Annotated in this window: 17 protein-coding genes; 5 read left to right on the forward strand and 12 right to left on the reverse strand. The window is 47.9% G+C overall.

Annotation, left to right across the window (positions count from 1 at the left end):
- Positions 1-111: 111 nt before the first annotated feature.
- From FXF61_RS06610 to FXF61_RS06640, 7 genes are all read right to left on the reverse strand, one after another.
- A complete protein-coding gene (locus FXF61_RS06610; RefSeq protein WP_151184525.1) occupies positions 112-426 on the reverse strand; it encodes a Na+/H+ antiporter subunit G in 315 nt (104 codons plus the stop codon).
- Positions 427-440: 14 nt separating this feature from the next.
- Positions 441-710: a K+/H+ antiporter subunit F gene (locus FXF61_RS06615; RefSeq protein WP_151184526.1), complete on the reverse strand. Its 270-nt coding sequence runs from the start codon at positions 708-710 to the stop codon at positions 441-443.
- Positions 695-1,201, reverse strand: coding sequence for a Na+/H+ antiporter subunit E (locus FXF61_RS06620; protein WP_151184527.1), 507 nt, complete (start codon positions 1,199-1,201; stop codon positions 695-697). The genes FXF61_RS06615 and FXF61_RS06620 overlap by 16 nt, the downstream gene beginning before the upstream one ends.
- On the reverse strand, positions 1,198-2,700 hold the full coding sequence (locus tag FXF61_RS06625; protein ID WP_151184528.1) for a monovalent cation/H+ antiporter subunit D: 1,503 nt from the start codon (positions 2,698-2,700) through the stop codon (positions 1,198-1,200). The genes FXF61_RS06620 and FXF61_RS06625 overlap by 4 nt, the downstream gene beginning before the upstream one ends.
- On the reverse strand, positions 2,697-3,095 hold the full coding sequence (locus FXF61_RS06630; RefSeq protein WP_151184529.1) for a Na+/H+ antiporter subunit C: 399 nt from the start codon (positions 3,093-3,095) through the stop codon (positions 2,697-2,699). Before FXF61_RS06630 ends, FXF61_RS06625 begins: the two co-directional genes overlap by 4 nt.
- Positions 3,095-5,887 carry a monovalent cation/H+ antiporter subunit A gene (locus FXF61_RS06635; protein WP_151184530.1) on the reverse strand — a complete coding sequence of 931 codons (2,793 nt, stop codon included), beginning with the start codon at positions 5,885-5,887 and terminating at the stop codon, positions 3,095-3,097. Before FXF61_RS06635 ends, FXF61_RS06630 begins: the two co-directional genes overlap by 1 nt.
- Before the next feature lie 218 nt (positions 5,888-6,105).
- On the reverse strand, positions 6,106-6,570 hold the full coding sequence (locus tag FXF61_RS06640; RefSeq protein ID WP_151184531.1) for a glycine zipper 2TM domain-containing protein: 465 nt from the start codon (positions 6,568-6,570) through the stop codon (positions 6,106-6,108).
- An 82-nt stretch (positions 6,571-6,652) separates the two neighbouring features.
- Here FXF61_RS06640 and FXF61_RS06645 point away from each other — a divergent pair, with 82 nt between their 5' ends.
- Positions 6,653-6,892 carry a hypothetical protein gene (locus tag FXF61_RS06645; RefSeq protein WP_151184532.1) on the forward strand — a complete coding sequence of 80 codons (240 nt, stop codon included), beginning with the start codon at positions 6,653-6,655 and terminating at the stop codon, positions 6,890-6,892.
- 41 nt (positions 6,893-6,933) lie between these two features.
- Here the strand turns inward: FXF61_RS06645 and pdxH are convergent, their stop codons facing one another.
- Together pdxH and FXF61_RS06655 are read right to left on the reverse strand one after the other, a co-directional pair.
- A complete protein-coding gene (gene pdxH / locus FXF61_RS06650) occupies positions 6,934-7,590 on the reverse strand; it encodes a pyridoxamine 5'-phosphate oxidase (protein ID WP_151184533.1) in 657 nt (218 codons plus the stop codon).
- 45 nt (positions 7,591-7,635) lie between these two features.
- Positions 7,636-8,283 carry an OmpA family protein gene (locus FXF61_RS06655; RefSeq protein ID WP_151184534.1) on the reverse strand — a complete coding sequence of 216 codons (648 nt, stop codon included), beginning with the start codon at positions 8,281-8,283 and terminating at the stop codon, positions 7,636-7,638.
- A 416-nt stretch (positions 8,284-8,699) separates the two neighbouring features.
- Between FXF61_RS06655 and FXF61_RS06660 the strand changes: the two genes are divergently transcribed.
- Positions 8,700-9,023: an Arc family DNA-binding protein gene (locus tag FXF61_RS06660; RefSeq protein WP_151184535.1), complete on the forward strand. Its 324-nt coding sequence runs from the start codon at positions 8,700-8,702 to the stop codon at positions 9,021-9,023.
- A 218-nt stretch (positions 9,024-9,241) separates the two neighbouring features.
- Positions 9,242-9,523 carry an HU family DNA-binding protein gene (locus tag FXF61_RS06665; protein WP_151184536.1) on the forward strand — a complete coding sequence of 94 codons (282 nt, stop codon included), beginning with the start codon at positions 9,242-9,244 and terminating at the stop codon, positions 9,521-9,523.
- A gap of 67 nt (positions 9,524-9,590) precedes the next feature.
- Here FXF61_RS06665 and FXF61_RS06670 read toward each other — a convergent pair whose 3' ends face one another.
- Positions 9,591-9,932 (reverse strand): YggL family protein, encoded by a 342-nt coding sequence (locus FXF61_RS06670; RefSeq protein ID WP_151184537.1) that lies wholly within the window; start codon positions 9,930-9,932, stop codon positions 9,591-9,593.
- Between the two features lie 168 nt (positions 9,933-10,100).
- Between FXF61_RS06670 and dacB the strand changes: the two genes are divergently transcribed.
- Together dacB and FXF61_RS06680 are read left to right on the forward strand one after the other, a co-directional pair.
- Positions 10,101-11,600: a D-alanyl-D-alanine carboxypeptidase/D-alanyl-D-alanine-endopeptidase gene (gene dacB / locus FXF61_RS06675; protein ID WP_151186027.1), complete on the forward strand. Its 1,500-nt coding sequence runs from the start codon at positions 10,101-10,103 to the stop codon at positions 11,598-11,600.
- A gap of 217 nt (positions 11,601-11,817) precedes the next feature.
- Positions 11,818-14,646, forward strand: coding sequence for an aconitate hydratase (locus tag FXF61_RS06680; RefSeq protein ID WP_151184538.1), 2,829 nt, complete (start codon positions 11,818-11,820; stop codon positions 14,644-14,646).
- Between the two features lie 105 nt (positions 14,647-14,751).
- On the opposite strand, the gene FXF61_RS06685 is transcribed toward FXF61_RS06680, so the two are convergent.
- Positions 14,752-15,054: a BolA family transcriptional regulator gene (locus FXF61_RS06685; RefSeq protein ID WP_151184539.1), complete on the reverse strand. Its 303-nt coding sequence runs from the start codon at positions 15,052-15,054 to the stop codon at positions 14,752-14,754.
- An 11-nt stretch (positions 15,055-15,065) separates the two neighbouring features.
- On the reverse strand, positions 15,066-16,394 hold the full coding sequence (locus FXF61_RS06690) for an MFS transporter (RefSeq protein ID WP_151184540.1): 1,329 nt from the start codon (positions 16,392-16,394) through the stop codon (positions 15,066-15,068).
- Positions 16,395-16,509 lie beyond the last annotated feature (115 nt).

A 16,509-nucleotide genomic window follows, 5' to 3' on the forward strand; every position in this document is an offset into this window, starting at 1 on the left:
GCGGGCACCGACTGAGATTCACTCAAGTCAGTGCTGTTGCTCTATTGACCAATGGGCAGATTGATATCTGCTAAATTTGCAGGCGCAATGCTGCGCCCTAATCATGAACCTTTAATCTTTGCGATTAAGAGTTTTTACGTGCTGCTGAACTGCAGCCTTTGCCAGCATATAGGCTGAAACGGGCGCACTCAACATTAAAAACAAAGTAATCAGTAGCTCGTGCACATGCAAGCCTTCATTTATGCTGCTGAAATACAACATTGATGCAACAAGTACGCAACCCACACCAAGGGTTGTTGCTTTAGCAGGTCCGTGCAATCGCATAAAAAAATCTGGGAAACGATGCAAACCGATAGAGCCAGCCAGTGCAAAGGCACTACCAACTAATAAGAAAAACGCAACTGTATACTCAACCCAAACAGACATCAGTCACCCCTTGATTATTCAATAACATCGCCGCGCAGCAAATACTTACACAGCACCACAGTACTGAAAAAACCAAATAAAGCTATCAGTAGTGCCGCCTCAAAAAACAAGCGACTGCTTAACAAAATACCAAACACAACCAGCAGTGCTAGGCCGTTAATATACAGCGTATCCAACGCTAAAATCCGATCTACAGCCGAGGGTCCACGCAACAGTCTTGAAAAATTAAGCAACAAGCTGATGCCGAACATCAGCATGCTCAAGTAAATCACTGTGATGAGCATACAAACGCCTCCTTTAAAGGTTGTTCGTAACGTTGTTTGATCTCCGCAATTAAGCTCTGCTCATCTACACAATGTAAAGCATGCACAGTCAAACTTGAGCGTTCACGACTTATACTTGTAGTCACCGTACCAGGCGCCAAAGAAATAGCGCTCGCTAATAAGAAAATCGCAATTTCACTGTCTAATTCACAAGGCACTTCAACACAGAGTGGACGCAGATGACGCATAGAGCCAACGGCTAAACGCGCCACTTGGAAGTTCGCTATAGTGATATCAAGTAGCATATGTTGAAAAAAAACAAACAAATTTTTCCAGCTGCGGATTCGTGGCAAACGTGGCCACCAACTTTGAGTTAAACGTGGAATAATCAGCGCCAAAGTGCTGCCCAGCAGCCAATGCCCCACAGAACTAAAATCATCGATCAAAAGCATCCAGACCAGCAACAAACCTAGACTGCCTAAAGGATGACTCAACCACTTAGTGCGACTCATAGAGCCTCCTCTAACTGCATTGCTTGCAGATAACTCGGCACATCCATAAGTTGCGCAGCGGCTGCTTCAGTATAGGAAATCACCGGCTGTGCAAAGACCACCAACAGCGGACTACTGAGTAACAACAAGACAGTTACCGCAAATGCTATTTTATCCAGCGGCGCGGCGCTTGTTTGAGCACTCTTATGGCGCCAAAACAACAAAGTGCCAGCGCGACTCAAACCAATTACGCCAATTAAACCAGCGACTAATACCACACTCCACAGCTGCCAAGCAGCACTACCAGCAACGGCTTGCAACAACAACACCTTACCGAAAAAACCAGCAAAAGGCGGTAAACCAGCCACGGCAATCGCAGCAGCAAAAAAGCATCCGCCTAAAAGATACGGATTAAATAAACGCGGCCCCACCTTAAAGCTGCTTGCCAGCTCACCCCGCTGTTTGGCAATCAGATCAGCCAAGAGAAATAAACCCGCAATCACCCAAGTGCTCTGGACTAAGTAGTATAAAGCAGCGCTAACAGCTGCTTCAGTACCCACAGCAATCCCGGCAAGTAGTGTTCCTACAGACACCAGGACCAAATACGCCAGTAAACTGGTCAAGCTGCTGGCAGCAAAGGCCCCTAACGCCGCCAAAGCCATGGTCAACAAGGCTAGAATCCACAACACACTGCTGCCCAGACCACTGGCAGCTCCTGCCTGCTCGCCAAACACCAAGGTGCTAAAGCGTAAAATTGCATACAGCCCCACTTTGGTCATAATCGCAAACAATGCTGCTACTGGTGCCGTGGCACTGGCATAAGCGCGCGGCAACCAAAAATGCAAGGGCAAAAAGGCAGCTTTTAAGCCAAATACCAATATCAATAACGCGCCTGCTGCTTCCAGCAAAAACAACTGATCTCCCTGTGCTTGAGCCACAACACGCGCCAAATCCGCCATATTTAACGTGCCAGCAATGCCATAAAAAAGGCCTGCAGCAATCAAAAACAGAGCTGAGCCAATCAGATTAAGTACGACATAATGTAAGGCTGCGCGAATACGCGCAGGGCCCAGTCCGTGCAGCAGTAAAGCATAGGAGGCAATCAAAAGGATTTCAAAAAACACAAATAGGTTGAATAAGTCACCGGTTAAAAATGCACCATTAATGCCGGCCAGCTGGAACTGTAATAATGCATGAAAGTAACTGCCACGCTGATCATCACCACGTATTGCATACAGAGTGACAAACATCGCCAACAGTGCAGTTACCAGCAGCATTAATGCGCTAAGACGATCCAACAGCAGAGCAATACCAAAAGGCGCCGACCAATCACCCAGTGTGTAAACTTGAATCTCGCCAGCACTGGCCAACATCAATAAATAGATGGCGCATAACAATAATAGAAATACACTGCCAGCACTTATAAAGCGCACCAATTGCACAGGGCTGCGCGATGATGTCATCAGCAAAGCACCACATAGCAAGGGCAGTAAAACTGGCACAACTAGCCAATGATTCATTGCGTCACTCCCTTGGGTTTTTTCTTCTTTTTGGACTTGGCTAACACTTTTTTAGCATCGCTGCTCGGCTTGGTTTTTTCAGCCCCATCAACATGATCACTGCCTGTCTCAGTATAGGTACGCAGCGCCAGTATCAATACAAAAGCAGTCATGGCAAAGCCAATTACGATAGCGGTCAACACCAGCGCTTGCGGTAGCGGATCAGCATAGCTGATGGCATCGCTGAGCACGGCGGGCTTGCCGGTATGCAAGCGCCCCATGACAAATAAAAACAAATTGACTGCATAAGAAAACAAGGTCAAACCCAACGCCACGCTAAAGGTGCGCGCACGCAAGATTAAGTAGATGCCACTAAATGTCAGTACGCCAATGGCCAGTGCTACTAACAGCTCCATTACACGTCCTCCGGTAATTTCACATCATGACCAATACGCCCCAAGCCACTTAAAATCAGCAACGTGCCGCCTACGACTGTCAGATACACACCAAGATCAAAAATAATAGCCGATGCCAGCTCAATCTCACCAATAAAAGGTATCGTGATATGGGTGAACGTTGAAGTTAAAAACGGGTAACCCAATAGCATACTTGCTAGACCGGTAGCGGTAGCAATCAACACGCCCGCTGCTGCAATATTGGGAAAGCGCACACCCATTCGGGTTTGTACCCAGCGCTGACCATAAGCAACCTGCAGTAAAATTAACGCCACCGCAGTGATCAGCCCAGCGATAAAGCCACCGCCCGGCTCGTTATGTCCACGCAAGAACATAAAGACAGACACTAATAATGCTAAGGGTAAAATCAAGCGCGCCAATACACCCAGCATCATCGGATACACTTCAGTTGACCAGCCCCGGCCTTGGTTATCAACACGCGCACGCGGCAAATATAAGCCCTTCAATAGCGCCACTGTTGCTATCGCGGTAATGGCCAAGACACTGATTTCTCCTAATGTATCAAAGCCACGGAAGTCGACCAAAATAACGTTAACCACATTGGTTCCACCGCCGCCAGTCAGGCTATTGGCCAAGAAGAAGTCTGCAATACTTTGATATGGGCGGGTTAGCACAGCAAAGGTCAAAACAGCCATCAAAACTGCACAGCTGGCAGCAATAATAATATCTCGCAAATGTAATAAGCTGCTCGACTCAGACGGGGCCTTTGCCGGTAAGAAGTAGACTACCAACAGCATTAACAAGATCGTGACCACCTCAACCACAAGCTGTGTGAGCGCAAGGTCAGGCGCTGAGAAGCGAGAAAACACCATAGCAACCACCAGTCCCACCACACTGAGCATCAGTAAGGCAGTGAAACGGTGGCGGTGAAAGCCCATAGTGAGCAGTGCTGCGCATGACATCACTGCCAAGCCCAGCGCTGTTAAAGGATCAACTGGGGTTAAAGTCATCTCTCCCGTTACCTGCGATAACGGTGCCAGCCAAATCGTCAATACTGCAATCACAGCAAATAGCAAAAGGCTAATATAACGCTGCAGTGAGCCATTCTCGATGCGCGCTAACATGCGTGAGATCAAGCCGTACATGAACCGTACACTGCTTTCAAACATAGCCCGTGCATTGATGCTGGGTAAGCCATCGTACCAACGAAACAAATGCGCGCGCTGTGAATAAATAACAACTCCGCCCACCAAGGCGATAAAACTCATCAGCAACGGCAAGTTAAAACCGTGCCAAATTGCCAAATCATACTGCGGCAATGCATGCCCAAGGCTAGACTCAGCAGCGACAGCCAGCAAGGAGCCAATCGACCAAGCAGGCAACACACCCACTAGCAAGCAACAAAAAACCAACACTTCCACTGGGATTTTCATATAGCGTGGCGGCTCATGTGGTGGAAATTTCGGTAGGTTAATCGGCGTCCCATTAAAGAACACGTCATGAATAAAGCGCAGCGAATACGCAACCGAGAAAGCTGCTGCAATTGTGGCCATAGCTGGCAAAAGCCAGTTGAAGCTACCAAGCAGATCCTGGTGCAAGGTTTCCGAGAAAAACATCTCCTTACTTAAGAAGCCATTGAGCAAAGGCACCCCTGCCATCGCTGATGAGGCCACCATCGCCAAAATTGCCGTATGCGGCATGTATTTCCATAAACCGTTAAGCCGCCGCATGTCGCGGCTACCAGCCTCATGATCAATAATGCCGGCGGCCATAAATAAGGATGCTTTAAAGGTTGCATGGTTAATAATATGGAAAATCGCGGCAACCGGGGCTAAATCTGAATCCAAACCAAACAGCAAAGTAATTAAACCAAGATGACTGATGGTTGAGTACGCCAACAATCCTTTGAGGTCATGCTGAAACAGCGCGGTCACCGCACCAACCAGTAAGGTGGTTAAACCGGTAAACGTGACTAAGTAGAACCACCAATCAGTGCCCGACAGTAATGGATATAAGCGTGCCAGCAAAAACACACCCGCTTTTACCATCGTGGCCGAGTGCAAGTAGGCAGAAACAGGTGTTGGCGCAGACATCGCATGCGGCAACCAAAAATGAAACGGGAATTGCGCAGACTTGGTAAATACACCGATCAGCACCAAGACCAACGCCACTGGATATAAGCTATGAGCACGCAACAGATCACCAGCAGCCAATACATCAACCAGCTCGTAGCTGCCGACCACATTGCCAATCACTAAAATACCAGCCAGCAGTGCTAAACCGCCGCCACCGGTGATAGCCAGCGCCATACGTGCACCTTGTCGCGCAGCAACTTGCCGACTCCAAAAACCAATCAACAAGAATGAAGAAAGACTGGTCAGCTCCCAAAACATTAGCATCAACAATAAGTTACCAGCCAATACTAAACCCAGCATTGAGCCCATAAACAACAATAGACTGGTAAAAAATCGAGCAACACGCTCCTGTTCAGACAGGTAATAGCGTGCATAGAGAATGACCAGCAGGCCAATCCCCAAAATTAATAAAGAAAATAAATAGCTTAAACCGTCTAAACGAAAACTTAAGTTAAGCCCCAGCTGCGAAATCCAAGCGTATTTAATACTGACGACTTCACCGGTCAAGACCTGCGAGGTTTGGCTCAACAGCAAGACTAATGCAAGCATCGGTGCAAGTGCGGTTGCTAAAGCAATCCACGTGCGACCTCCTCGCGCAGCAAGAAAAGGTAAAACAGCGGCAAGAAATGGAGCGAAAACCAATATTAATAAAATCACAACAGCCTCCATTTTGTTTGGCCGGACAAAATGGAGATACCCAGCATGCTATAAAATTGAGATTTACCTAACATATGCACAAGGTTGCCTCTCTTATTATTATGCAACTAAATTGAGCACTAGAATTTGCTTAGCAAGCGCTACCTTAAATATTAAAAAACCCTGAGTGGATAAATCAACACTCAGGGTATCTACAGCACTCATCAATGCGCACTTATTTAGGGCGCAACACGACTCTGACCATTAACATTAGTAATGCGTACGCGCTGACCCACTCGGAATACTTGGTTGGGCTCAACCGCCTGCACATAGGCACGCAACACGCCATCATCCTCACGTACAGTGATCTCAACACCCTGTGTGCGCGTAATACCTTCTTCAATAGCTGCACCAGCCAAACCACCAGCCACTGCACCAATCACTGCAGCGACTGCTCGACCACTGCCACCACCAACACCGCTGCCTGCTATACCACCGACAGCAGCACCTGCACCAGCACCGATGGGCGTTTTAGTACCTTCAATGCGTACTGGGCGCAGTGACTCAATGGTCCCCATGCGTATCGTCTGCACTTTGCGCGCATCAGCCCGTGAGTAGGTATCACCGGTAAGGCTTGAAGCACAGCCGCTTAAAAGCATCGTAAATGCTGTAAAAGTTGCTGCTAAAACAATAGACTTGCGCATACGGAGTTCTCCTTAAATATAAATATGCTCACAGTTAAGACAATACAGTACTTTAAATGTTAGCAGCAACCTCGAGAAATCAATGGACTATTTTATTGTCGCTATAGCCGTACTGACAGGCTTGTATTTTCACTGGTGGATTTATGCACGGATTAAGCGCTGGATTAACCGAGACCTTGCCTTATCAATGGCCGGCAATGACCTAGATAAAAAAGCCTATATGCTCGATAAATTAGCTGAAGCAATGGCGCTTAAAGTCAAGAAAGCAGAGCTGCAAAACTGGTTGCAAAAGGCCGCTGACCAATACAACGCTACAAATTGAGTGCAAGTGATCACTCGCACTCTTGTTTGTTAATACAGCCTTTAGGGGGCGAGTCGCTCTCGCTTCCAAAGTCCATCGCCTTCTACTTGGTAGTTTAAGCGATCATGTAAGCGGCAGGTACGACCTTGCCAAAACTCTATGCGCTTTGGTAACACTCGATAACCACCCCAATGATCAGGGCGTGGTGGCGGCTGTTCATCCGAAAAGCGCTCCTCGAGCAGCGCAAGAGCCGTTTCAAGATCTTCACGACAAGCCAAAGGCTGACTTTGTGCAGAGGCCCAAGCACCGAGCCGACTGCCTAAGGGGCGCACATTATAATACGCATCAGACTCTTCGGCTGTTACTTGCTCAATGCTACCCTCAATACGCACTTGACGTTCTAGGGCTGGCCAGAAAAATGTCAACGCAGCAGCAGGTTGATCATTTATTTGCTGAGCTTTTGCACTGCTGTAATTACTATAAAAGACAAAACCCCGCTCATCCAAACCTTTGAGCAGCATAACGCGACAGTGTGGCTGCCCAGCAGCATCGACTGTGGCCAACATCATGGCATTAGGCTCAACCGGCGGCTGTTCTGTTGCAATTGCATCGGCAAGCCAGCGTTGAAACAACACAAAAGGATTAAGCGGCGCGTGCTCTTCTAATAATCCATCACGGGTATAATTGCGGCGCATGTTGGCCAGTTGCTCAGTACTCATCAGTGTGACCTAAAATTTAAAAACCAAGTATGCAAGATGCCTGTACTAACGTGCCTGACTTAAAGCAAGTTGACGAACATAAGCAGGATGATAAACAGCCAGCACATCTTGAATCTGTGCTTGCGGCGTAATGATAATTTCTACACGGTGGTTTTTATTGGTGCTTTTTTGCTTATCCAGCAAATGCGAACCTCCCAAACCAAGGTGTGTCATACGCCCACTGGTTAAGCCAGTCAAACTGAAAATAGAGGCCACTGCGCGTGCGCGATCAGTACTCAGCTTGTGATTGGCTTGGGCATCGTTAGCGATATCAGTATGACCCAAAATCAAAACAGCGGAGTCTGGGTTGGCTTCTAGCATTTTAGCAACACGAGTAATGGGTCTAAGAACAGCAGGCAATAACAAGTTGGGGCGATCAGCATTAAATGCTTGCTGTGCCGACGCAGTCACCACCCAAGCATTACCTTGCTGGTGCAGTGTAAATGGAGAATCCTTAATCGACTCGCGTAACAACGCTTCTTTGTCAGTCAACCAATCAGCAGGCACAGTGTTTTGCTCAAGATAAGCAACCGGCTGCACATTCTCTGCATTTGATAAATACTCAACAGGTTGCGACGCATCTTTGTTCGAAGAGCATGCAGTGACAGCTAGACAGGTTGCGATTATCGCCCACCGATACATTTTATGATTCATAATTTACCTAAACTCATAATGCTAAGAAAAACACCACTAAAACCCAATAATAAATAAAGGGATCTATGTCAACGCGTTGCGTCGTCTCAACTCACGGCCACTATACTCAATTTACTGGCCCACAGTACCCTTTTTCGACTGTTGCGGCGCCAAATATTAAGCAGTAGCTGTAGCGATACTCAAGACTGTTAACGTTCTCACAAATCTAGCATTGCCTGCTTTGTTTGACTATGCCAAGAATACTGGCGCGATCTCAGCTAGAGCAGCCTAGTAAGCTGTCGTAACGGCAGTGCTAGATTATCGAAAAAACAGAATATCAATACAGTGTAAGTAAAAGCAGTGCATATTCGCTACAATGCTTCTTCAACCGCATTAGCCTACGGTTTATAAAACTTTTTAGTATCAGTGATCAAATTATGAACCTTAAGAAAAACCTAGCTTATTCAAGCAGAACCGCCGATAAATTTGTAGTACGCCTTCCCGAAGGTATGCGTGATCGCATTGCCGAAGTGGCACGCTCTCAGCACCGCAGCATGAACTCAGAAATTATTGCTCGCCTTGAAAGCAGCTTAGCGCAAGAGAGTCTTCTTACTGAAGTCAACAGTGTTAACGTGCGACTCGACAGCCCAGAACTCAGCCATCATGAGCGTGAGCTGTTGCAGCATTTTAGGCTACTAACGCAGCGCCAGCAAAATGCACTCCTTGCATTAATAACCCATGATATTCAAGACACGAATTAAAAACGGACGTGTTTAAAAGACTCTTCAAAGCCCACTTTCTTTTAAAGCTCTTACATGCAGGCATTAGACTATTGGCTTAGCAAGTGTTCTAAAATAGCGTACTGATCAGCATTTTAGAGTTTATAGGCCATTTTTAAATACTTTTGTTAGCCGGTTCTCTACGCATCTACAAAAATTCATGCTACTTTGCTGACTTTACTCACCACGGAGCGTTACCTATGGCCCTTAGCAAAGATCAACTGATCAATGAAATCGCAGAATCAACTGACTCGACTAAAACACATATTCGTGACGTACTTGATCAGCTAAGTCAAGTTGTCAATGATGCACTCGATAACGATGGCGAGATCACCTTACCAGGCATTGGTAAGCTCAAAGTTACTGAGCGCCCTGCCCGTACTGGCCGTAACCCACAAACCGGTGCTGCGATCCAAATCGCAGCTAAAAAAGTTATTAAGTTGGTTCCAGCTAAAGCGCTTGTTGATAGCATCAATAGCTAAAAGCGTTTCTTAGCTATAAAAAAGGGGAAGCAATTCATTGCTTCCCCTTTTTTATTACAACAATTCGTTAAGCAGGGTTAACCGGATTGTCTGGATACCATACATCCAACAAAGGACTGACTTCAAAGGAACTCAACTCTTTGCGATCTTTCAACCACGCTTCCACTTCAGCGCGTTGCGCTTCTGTGACTGAGCCACGCTTGCCTGAGCAAACAACAGCAAATTCTTCACCACCAATCAGCGCCATGCCTTTGCTTTCGATAGCATCCACTACCAAGTCAGCAAAAAAAGCTTCAACAGTCGTGTCTGCAGTACCTTCTGGGTAGCTCAACTGCAGCTCAAAACCCAGCTCTTGAAACTCATCAACACATAATTTTTTACGCAAACGGCGCGAACGATTTGTAGCCATGATATACCCTCCAATAATAGTGGGGCGAATATTAGCAGCTTTGCGACATAAAGACGCGTTTGAAAAACAATTAACGCCCAGCACTGCTTTCATTTTGCCCAATAGCGCATAATAGCCTTTAGCTCTTTTATTCATCGGCCGTATTTTAAAGGTATTGTTATTGTGTTGATGTCATTTTTACGCCTGTTCGCTACTCACTATAAGCCAATCAACGGCTTTTCTTTCTCACGTGCAACTAGACGCACTGCATTATCAACTCTGTGCTTAACGGCATTGATAAGCACACCAGCAGTATTGGCGCAAACCTTACCTTCAAGCAATATCGATAAAGCGCTCAAAGCCAATAAAATCAATAGCGAAGCATTGTCTGCTGTTACCATTCCTCTGACAGGCGCTGGTAAAAGCGCCTACATGAATGCTGACGTGCTGATCAATCCAGCCTCGACCATGAAGTTGGTTACCACTTACGCAGCCCTAGAACTACTGGGGCCTGCCTACCAGTGGAAAACTGAGTTTTTCACTGATGGCACACTCGAAGATGGCGTGCTTAGTGGCAACCTTTACCTCAAGGGTGGTGGCGACCCAAAGCTTAATATGGAACGTCTATGGCTATTGCTGCGTGATTTACGTGCCAATGGTGTACGCCATGTATCCGGCGATTTAATTCTCGACCGCAACCACTTTGCCCCACCAGCGGTGAGTGTTTTTGATGATGACAATAACGATCGCAGCAAGCCCTTCTTAGTTGAGCCTGACTCACTACTGATTAACTTTAAAGCACAACGCTTTGTCGTGCGTGGCGAAGAAAGCGGCACTCAAGTGGTGATGGAACCGCCCATTGGCAGTATTGAAATCATTAATAATGTCACCCTGCAAAATGCAAAAAACTGCAACAGTCCAAAAATTCACTACAGCCCGAAAGATGATGGCCATATGCTAACACTGACCGTAAGCGGTCATATTGCGCCTGGCTGTAGCACGCAAAACTACTTAGCCTTCCTTGATCACCCACGCTACGCTGCTGGTATCGTGCGTAGCATCTGGCAGGAAATGGGTGGCACGATTTTGGGCAATGATATGCTTGGCGCCACACCAAAAGATGCCCGCTTACTGGTGCGCGCCTACTCACCCGATCTGACCGAAGTGATTCGCGATATAAACAAATACAGCAACAACACCATGGCCAAGCAGTTGTTTTTAAGCATTGGTGCGCGCTTTCGTAGCGCGTCTGACAGCGATGATGCCGCTGCTGCTCGGCGCGTGATTAATGATTTTTTTGCTAAAAAGAAAATCTTCAGTGATGGCCTTATGGTTGAAAACGGCTCTGGCCTATCGCGTAAAGAGCGCATCACTGCACGGCAATTGGGACAAATGCTGGAAGCGGCATGGAAAAGCCCTTATGCCGCTGAATTTATTTCATCACTGCCCATTGTGGCAATGGATGGCACCATGCGTCGCCGTTTGCGCAACAGCCAGTTGGTGGGCCAAGCGCATATTAAAACAGGCACTTTGAAAAACGTTCGTGCTATCGCAGGCTTCAGCCGTGACGTCAAGGGGGATACTTGGGCGGTGGTAGCCATTATCAATCACCCACAACCTTGGGGTGCTTCAGCGATACTCGATCAAGTCCTACTTGACGTTTTTCGCCAACCTAAAACCAGCAAGTAAATTAAGTATTCGTAAAACCCTGAAAAGCCGCGCAGCTAAGACCCTTTAGCGCTATAAAAATCTCAACAGAGAAAACTATTAATGGCGGCTTTTTTATATTTGTTTGCAAAATCTTAGTACAACTCTTAAGTAGTGATTATCGCTCACCTTGTACATTAGCTGTGTTAAAGGGCTATGCTGTAGACCTATGAGTCACAGTTAAAAAGAGGATAACGCTATGCAAACGCCTACTTTCGAACCCAGACAACTGCAGCATGCTTTTACTTTAAGTAATGGCAAAACACTCAAATACTGTTCTTTACCTGCTCTGAAAAACTTAGGTTTTGATTCAGTATCACGCCTGCCTATTTCAATACGCATCATTTTAGAATCACTCATTCGCAATGCTGATGACAACCGCATCAATTTTGAGCATGTGAAACAACTCGCCAACTGGCAGCCTAACGCTGCACGCAATGAAGAAATACCGTTTATGGTAGCCCGTGTTGTTTTACAAGACTTCACCGGCGTGCCTTTATTATGTGATTTAGCCGCCATGCGCAATGTCGCTGAAGACATGGGTAAACCGGCCAGCGCCATTGAACCCTTAGTGCCTGTTGACCTCGTCGTTGACCACTCAGTAATGGTGGATTTTTACGACAGCCCAGACGCCTTAGAAAAAAACATGGATATGGAGTTTAAGCGTAATGGCGAGCGCTATCAGTTTTTAAAATGGGGCATGCAAGCTTTTGATACTTTTAAAGTCGTCCCCCCAGGCTTTGGTATCGTGCACCAAGTTAACTTGGAATATCTATTCCCAGGTATTCAAGAAAAAGACGGCATAGCCTACCCTGACACGCTGGTCGGTACTGACTCACACACCACAATGATTAACGCGCTTGGCGTGGTCGGTTGGGGTGTTGGCGGTATTGAGGCGGAAGCCGCAATGCTGGGGCAACCGCTGTATATTCTGACCCCAGACGTCGTTGGTGTGCACCTCAGCGGTAAGCTGCGCGAAGGCATGACAGCGACTGACCTTGTATTAACGGTCACCGAGCTGCTGCGCAAAGAAAAAGTTGTGGGCAAGTTTGTAGAATTCTATGGTGAAGGCGCTCAGCACCTCAGCCTGCCTGACCGCGCTACCCTCGCCAATATGGCACCAGAGTACGGTGCGACGATGGGCTTTTTCCCCGTGGACGAGACAACGCTTGACTATATGCGCGGCACCGGTCGCGAAGAGATCGATATTGAGGCCTTTGAAGCGTACTTCCGCGCACAAGACATGTTCGGTATTCCTAAAGCGGGCGAGATTGACTACAGCCAAGTGGTAGAGCTTGATCTAGATAGTGTGCGTCCATCCTTAGCGGGGCCAAAACGCCCACAAGACCGCATTGCTTTACCCGATATGCACGACAGCTTCACCTCACTGTTTAGTCAAAGCATTGCCAAAGGCGGCTTTAATAAAGATGCCTCTGAGCTGGACAAGCGCTACAGCACCAGTTGCCCATTGATTCCTGTGGTCAATCAAGATTCGCCCACACCCAAGCGTCCATTAAAAATGAACGAAATGGAGATGATTGATAACCGCTTAGACACACCCACCAACGCCTGCCAAACCGATGGCACCATCGATTTGGGGCACGGCGATGTCTTGATTGCAGCGATTACCTCGTGCACAAATACCTCCAACCCCAGCGTTTTATTAGCGGCTGGTTTGCTGGCTAAAAAAGCTGTAGAGCTGGGTCTTAGCGTACACCCGCGGGTCAAAACCTCACTGGCGCCAGGCTCACGCGTGGTTCCTGAGTACCTTGAAGCAGCAGGCCTGATGAGCAGCCTAGAGGCCTTAGGCTTTGGCGTCACAGCCTTTGGTTGTACCACCTGCATCGGTAATTCAGGTGATCTTGCGCCAGAATACAACCAGGCCATTGTTGAGAATGACATTGTTGCCGCAGCTGTTTTATCAGGTAACCGCAACTTTGAAGCGCGCATTCACCCTAATATCCGCGCCAACTTCTTAGCCTCACCACCCTTAGTGGTGGCCTTCGCTCTCGCTGGCACAGTTAATATCAACCTAGATAAAGACCCGCTCGGCACAGGCAAAGACGGACAGCCTGTATATCTGAAAGACCTCTGGCCAAGCAATAGCGCTATCCAGGCCTTACTTGGTAAGGCAATGAATCCAGCAGTGTTTCGTGACAAATACAGCGACTTCAGTAAAGACAATGCGCTTTGGACTGACATTGAAAGCGCTAAAGGTCTGGTCTACGACTGGCCGAAATCCACTTACATTGCCAAGCCGCCGTTCTTTACTGACTTCAGCATGCAGCCCAAAGCCGTCAAGCCCATTAGCAATGCACGCGCGTTAATGCTGCTGGGTGATTCGGTCACCACTGACCATATCTCACCAGCCGGCTCATTCCGCAGCGATACACCAGCGGGGCAGTATTTAGTCAGCCATGATGTGCAGCAATCAGACTTCAACACCTACGGCGCACGTCGCGGTAATCACGATGTCATGATCCGCGGTACCTTTGCTAACGTGCGGGTGAAAAACCTAATGCTGCCGCCAACTGAGGATGGCTCACGTATCGAGGGCGGTTTCACCCTGCTCGATGGTAAACAGGTCCCGGTTTACGATGCAGCAATGGAATATATGCAGCGCGGCACTTCGACCATTATTTTCGCGGGCGAAGAGTACGGTACCGGCTCCAGTCGTGACTGGGCAGCCAAAGGCACCTTGCTATTGGGTGTCAAAGCTGTGATTGCGCAATCTTATGAGCGTATTCACCGCTCTAACTTGGTTGGTATGGGCGTATTGCCGCTACAGTTTGTTGACGGCGCGTCTTACAGTTCACTGAATATTACGGGTGAGGAAACCTTTAACATCCTTGGCGTGGATGGCGATATGCAGCCACGTCAGCAGTACACCTTAGAAATCACCCGCCAAGATGGCAGTGTAGAGCAGGTGCCGATGTTATCGCGCATTGATACACCGGTTGAGGTGGACTACTACCGTCACGGCGGTATCCTGCCGTACGTGCTGCGAGATATTTTAGCTAAAGCCTAAATAGTCTCCCATGTAACAAAACGGCCAACATCCTAATAGGTGTTGGCCGTTTTTGTAATAGCGCTTAACCGACTAAGTCATACTCTAGCTGTTAAAGCTCAGAAATTACTGGTTGCGCACACTGCCACCCGCGCAGGGCGGTGAATCTGGCGCATTTTGCTCTGCTTGCCACTCTTCTGGGCTGTAGGCATGCAATGCTAAACCATGAAACTGCTGCATTAAACCGCCCAAGACGCCATACACTTTTTGATGACGTTGAACTTTGCGTACACCGTCAAACGCTGAACTGACCACTACCACTTTAAAATGGCTTTCTGGACCTCGGCTGTGCATATGGCTTTCATCTGCAATCTGCAACTCTTGCGGCTGTAAAGCAGCCAACGCCGTTTCAATTTTTTGCAACATCATTACTTATACCCTCACTGTTGTGCTGATTGCGCCATTTTTTGTGCATCATTTTTAAATGTGCTGATGGCGATCAGTAGAAACACCCCGGTCAAGCCCATGGCTACCGGCACTAAATACATCGCGCTATGCAAACCTATGGCGCGAAAGGCTTCGCTGATTTGGCTAGCACCCGCGGCAAGCATGGCTTGCTGGGCGAAATAATCGGATAAACCGCCTACGATCACTGGGCCTAAACCACCGCCCAACAAGTACAAACCAGCAAAAAACAGAGCCATCGCGGTGGCACGCAAACGCGGTTCCACTACATCTTGTACCGCAGTATACACGCAGGTGTAAAAGTTATAGGCAAACACCCAACCTAGGGCAAATAAGCCGACAAATATTACGACATCAATGTCTCCTGCAACTAAAGCAATACCGGTGCACAGGCTGGTCAAAAGCAAACTGACGCCACCGAAGAGTAAACGGCCATTGGCAATGCGCACATGCAAACGGTCAGCAATCCAGCCGCCCAGTGGTAAGGCAAATAGACCGGTGACACCGACAATCACGCCGACCGACATCGCTGCTTGGGTCAACTCCAAGTCAAAATAGCGCTGTAGCATCGGCACCATAAAGGAGGTATTGGCATAGGTGGCAAAGTTGTAACACAGCCCTGCTAGGGTCAACCACCACATGGTCGGGATGGCTAATATTTTGCGTATCGGCTGCTGCACAGCAGTGACTTGAATCACCACAAGCTCAGCATCACCTCGCTTGGGCTCGCGAATCATGAACATAAACAGTGCCAAAATAATGCCCGGCAGCGCAGCAATAAAAAATGGCGCGCGCCAGCTGTCAAACGCTTCGACCATTGCCCCTGTGGTAAAAAATGCCAGCAATAAACCCAGCGGCAAGCCCAACATAAAAATGCCCATCGCCCGTGCACGGCGGTTGGCAGGGAACATATCACCAATCAACGAGTTGGCCGCAGGCCCATAACTGGCCTCACCAATACCGACACCCATGCGGGCCAATAAAAAGCCCCAAAAACCTTGTACCGCACCATTGACCGCTGTCAGGCTGCTCCAGAGCAACAAGCCCCAGCCCATGATTTTTTTTCGCGACCCCGTATCAGCCATACGCCCTAACGGTATGCCGGCAATCGCATAAACCATGGTAAAGGCAGTACCGAGCATACCAATTTGAAAATCAGTTAAACCCCATTCAAGGCGAATCGGCTCCATGACAATACTGGGCACAGCACGGTCAAAAAAGTTAAATAGATTGGCTAAAAACAATAAAAAAAGGACTCGCCAAGCGTTATCCGCTTGCTTGCATTGATGCGCCAATGGCTGCATACACTCACTCTCTTGTGGTTTTGCTGCTGAGCGAGTTGATTCGCTGCAGATAAAAAGAACAATCGCTTTCAGCGCACCCAGCTGACTCAAGCATAAGCCTACCGTCTGCAGTAAC

The organism is Pseudomonas sp. C27(2019) (assembly GCF_008807395.1).
Classification (GTDB): Bacteria; Pseudomonadota; Gammaproteobacteria; order Pseudomonadales; family Pseudomonadaceae; genus Denitrificimonas.

Bases quoted from the DNA above. Each gene is read 5' to 3' on its own strand.
- FXF61_RS06690 (WP_151184540.1), bottom strand. From the start codon at position 16,394: ATGCAGCCATTGGCGCATCAATGCAAGCAAGCGGATAACGCTTGGCGA.
- FXF61_RS06630 (WP_151184529.1), bottom strand. From the start codon at position 3,095: ATGGAGCTGTTAGTAGCACTGGCCATTGGCGTACTGACATTTAGTGGC.
- FXF61_RS06685 (WP_151184539.1), bottom strand. From the start codon at position 15,054: ATGATGTTGCAAAAAATTGAAACGGCGTTGGCTGCTTTACAGCCGCAA.
- FXF61_RS06620 (WP_151184527.1), bottom strand. From the start codon at position 1,201: ATGAGTCGCACTAAGTGGTTGAGTCATCCTTTAGGCAGTCTAGGTTTG.
- FXF61_RS06680 (WP_151184538.1), top strand. From the start codon at position 11,818: ATGCAAACGCCTACTTTCGAACCCAGACAACTGCAGCATGCTTTTACT.
- FXF61_RS06615 (WP_151184526.1), bottom strand. From the start codon at position 710: ATGCTCATCACAGTGATTTACTTGAGCATGCTGATGTTCGGCATCAGC.
- FXF61_RS06670 (WP_151184537.1), bottom strand. From the start codon at position 9,932: ATGGCTACAAATCGTTCGCGCCGTTTGCGTAAAAAATTATGTGTTGAT.
- FXF61_RS06625 (WP_151184528.1), bottom strand. From the start codon at position 2,700: ATGAATCATTGGCTAGTTGTGCCAGTTTTACTGCCCTTGCTATGTGGT.
- FXF61_RS06610 (WP_151184525.1), bottom strand. From the start codon at position 426: ATGTCTGTTTGGGTTGAGTATACAGTTGCGTTTTTCTTATTAGTTGGT.
- FXF61_RS06645 (WP_151184532.1), top strand. From the start codon at position 6,653: ATGGACTATTTTATTGTCGCTATAGCCGTACTGACAGGCTTGTATTTT.
- FXF61_RS06660 (WP_151184535.1), top strand. From the start codon at position 8,700: ATGAACCTTAAGAAAAACCTAGCTTATTCAAGCAGAACCGCCGATAAA.
- FXF61_RS06640 (WP_151184531.1), bottom strand. From the start codon at position 6,570: ATGCGCAAGTCTATTGTTTTAGCAGCAACTTTTACAGCATTTACGATG.
- FXF61_RS06665 (WP_151184536.1), top strand. From the start codon at position 9,242: ATGGCCCTTAGCAAAGATCAACTGATCAATGAAATCGCAGAATCAACT.
- pdxH (WP_151184533.1), bottom strand. From the start codon at position 7,590: ATGAGTACTGAGCAACTGGCCAACATGCGCCGCAATTATACCCGTGAT.
- dacB (WP_151186027.1), top strand. From the start codon at position 10,101: ATGTCATTTTTACGCCTGTTCGCTACTCACTATAAGCCAATCAACGGC.
- FXF61_RS06655 (WP_151184534.1), bottom strand. From the start codon at position 8,283: ATGAATCATAAAATGTATCGGTGGGCGATAATCGCAACCTGTCTAGCT.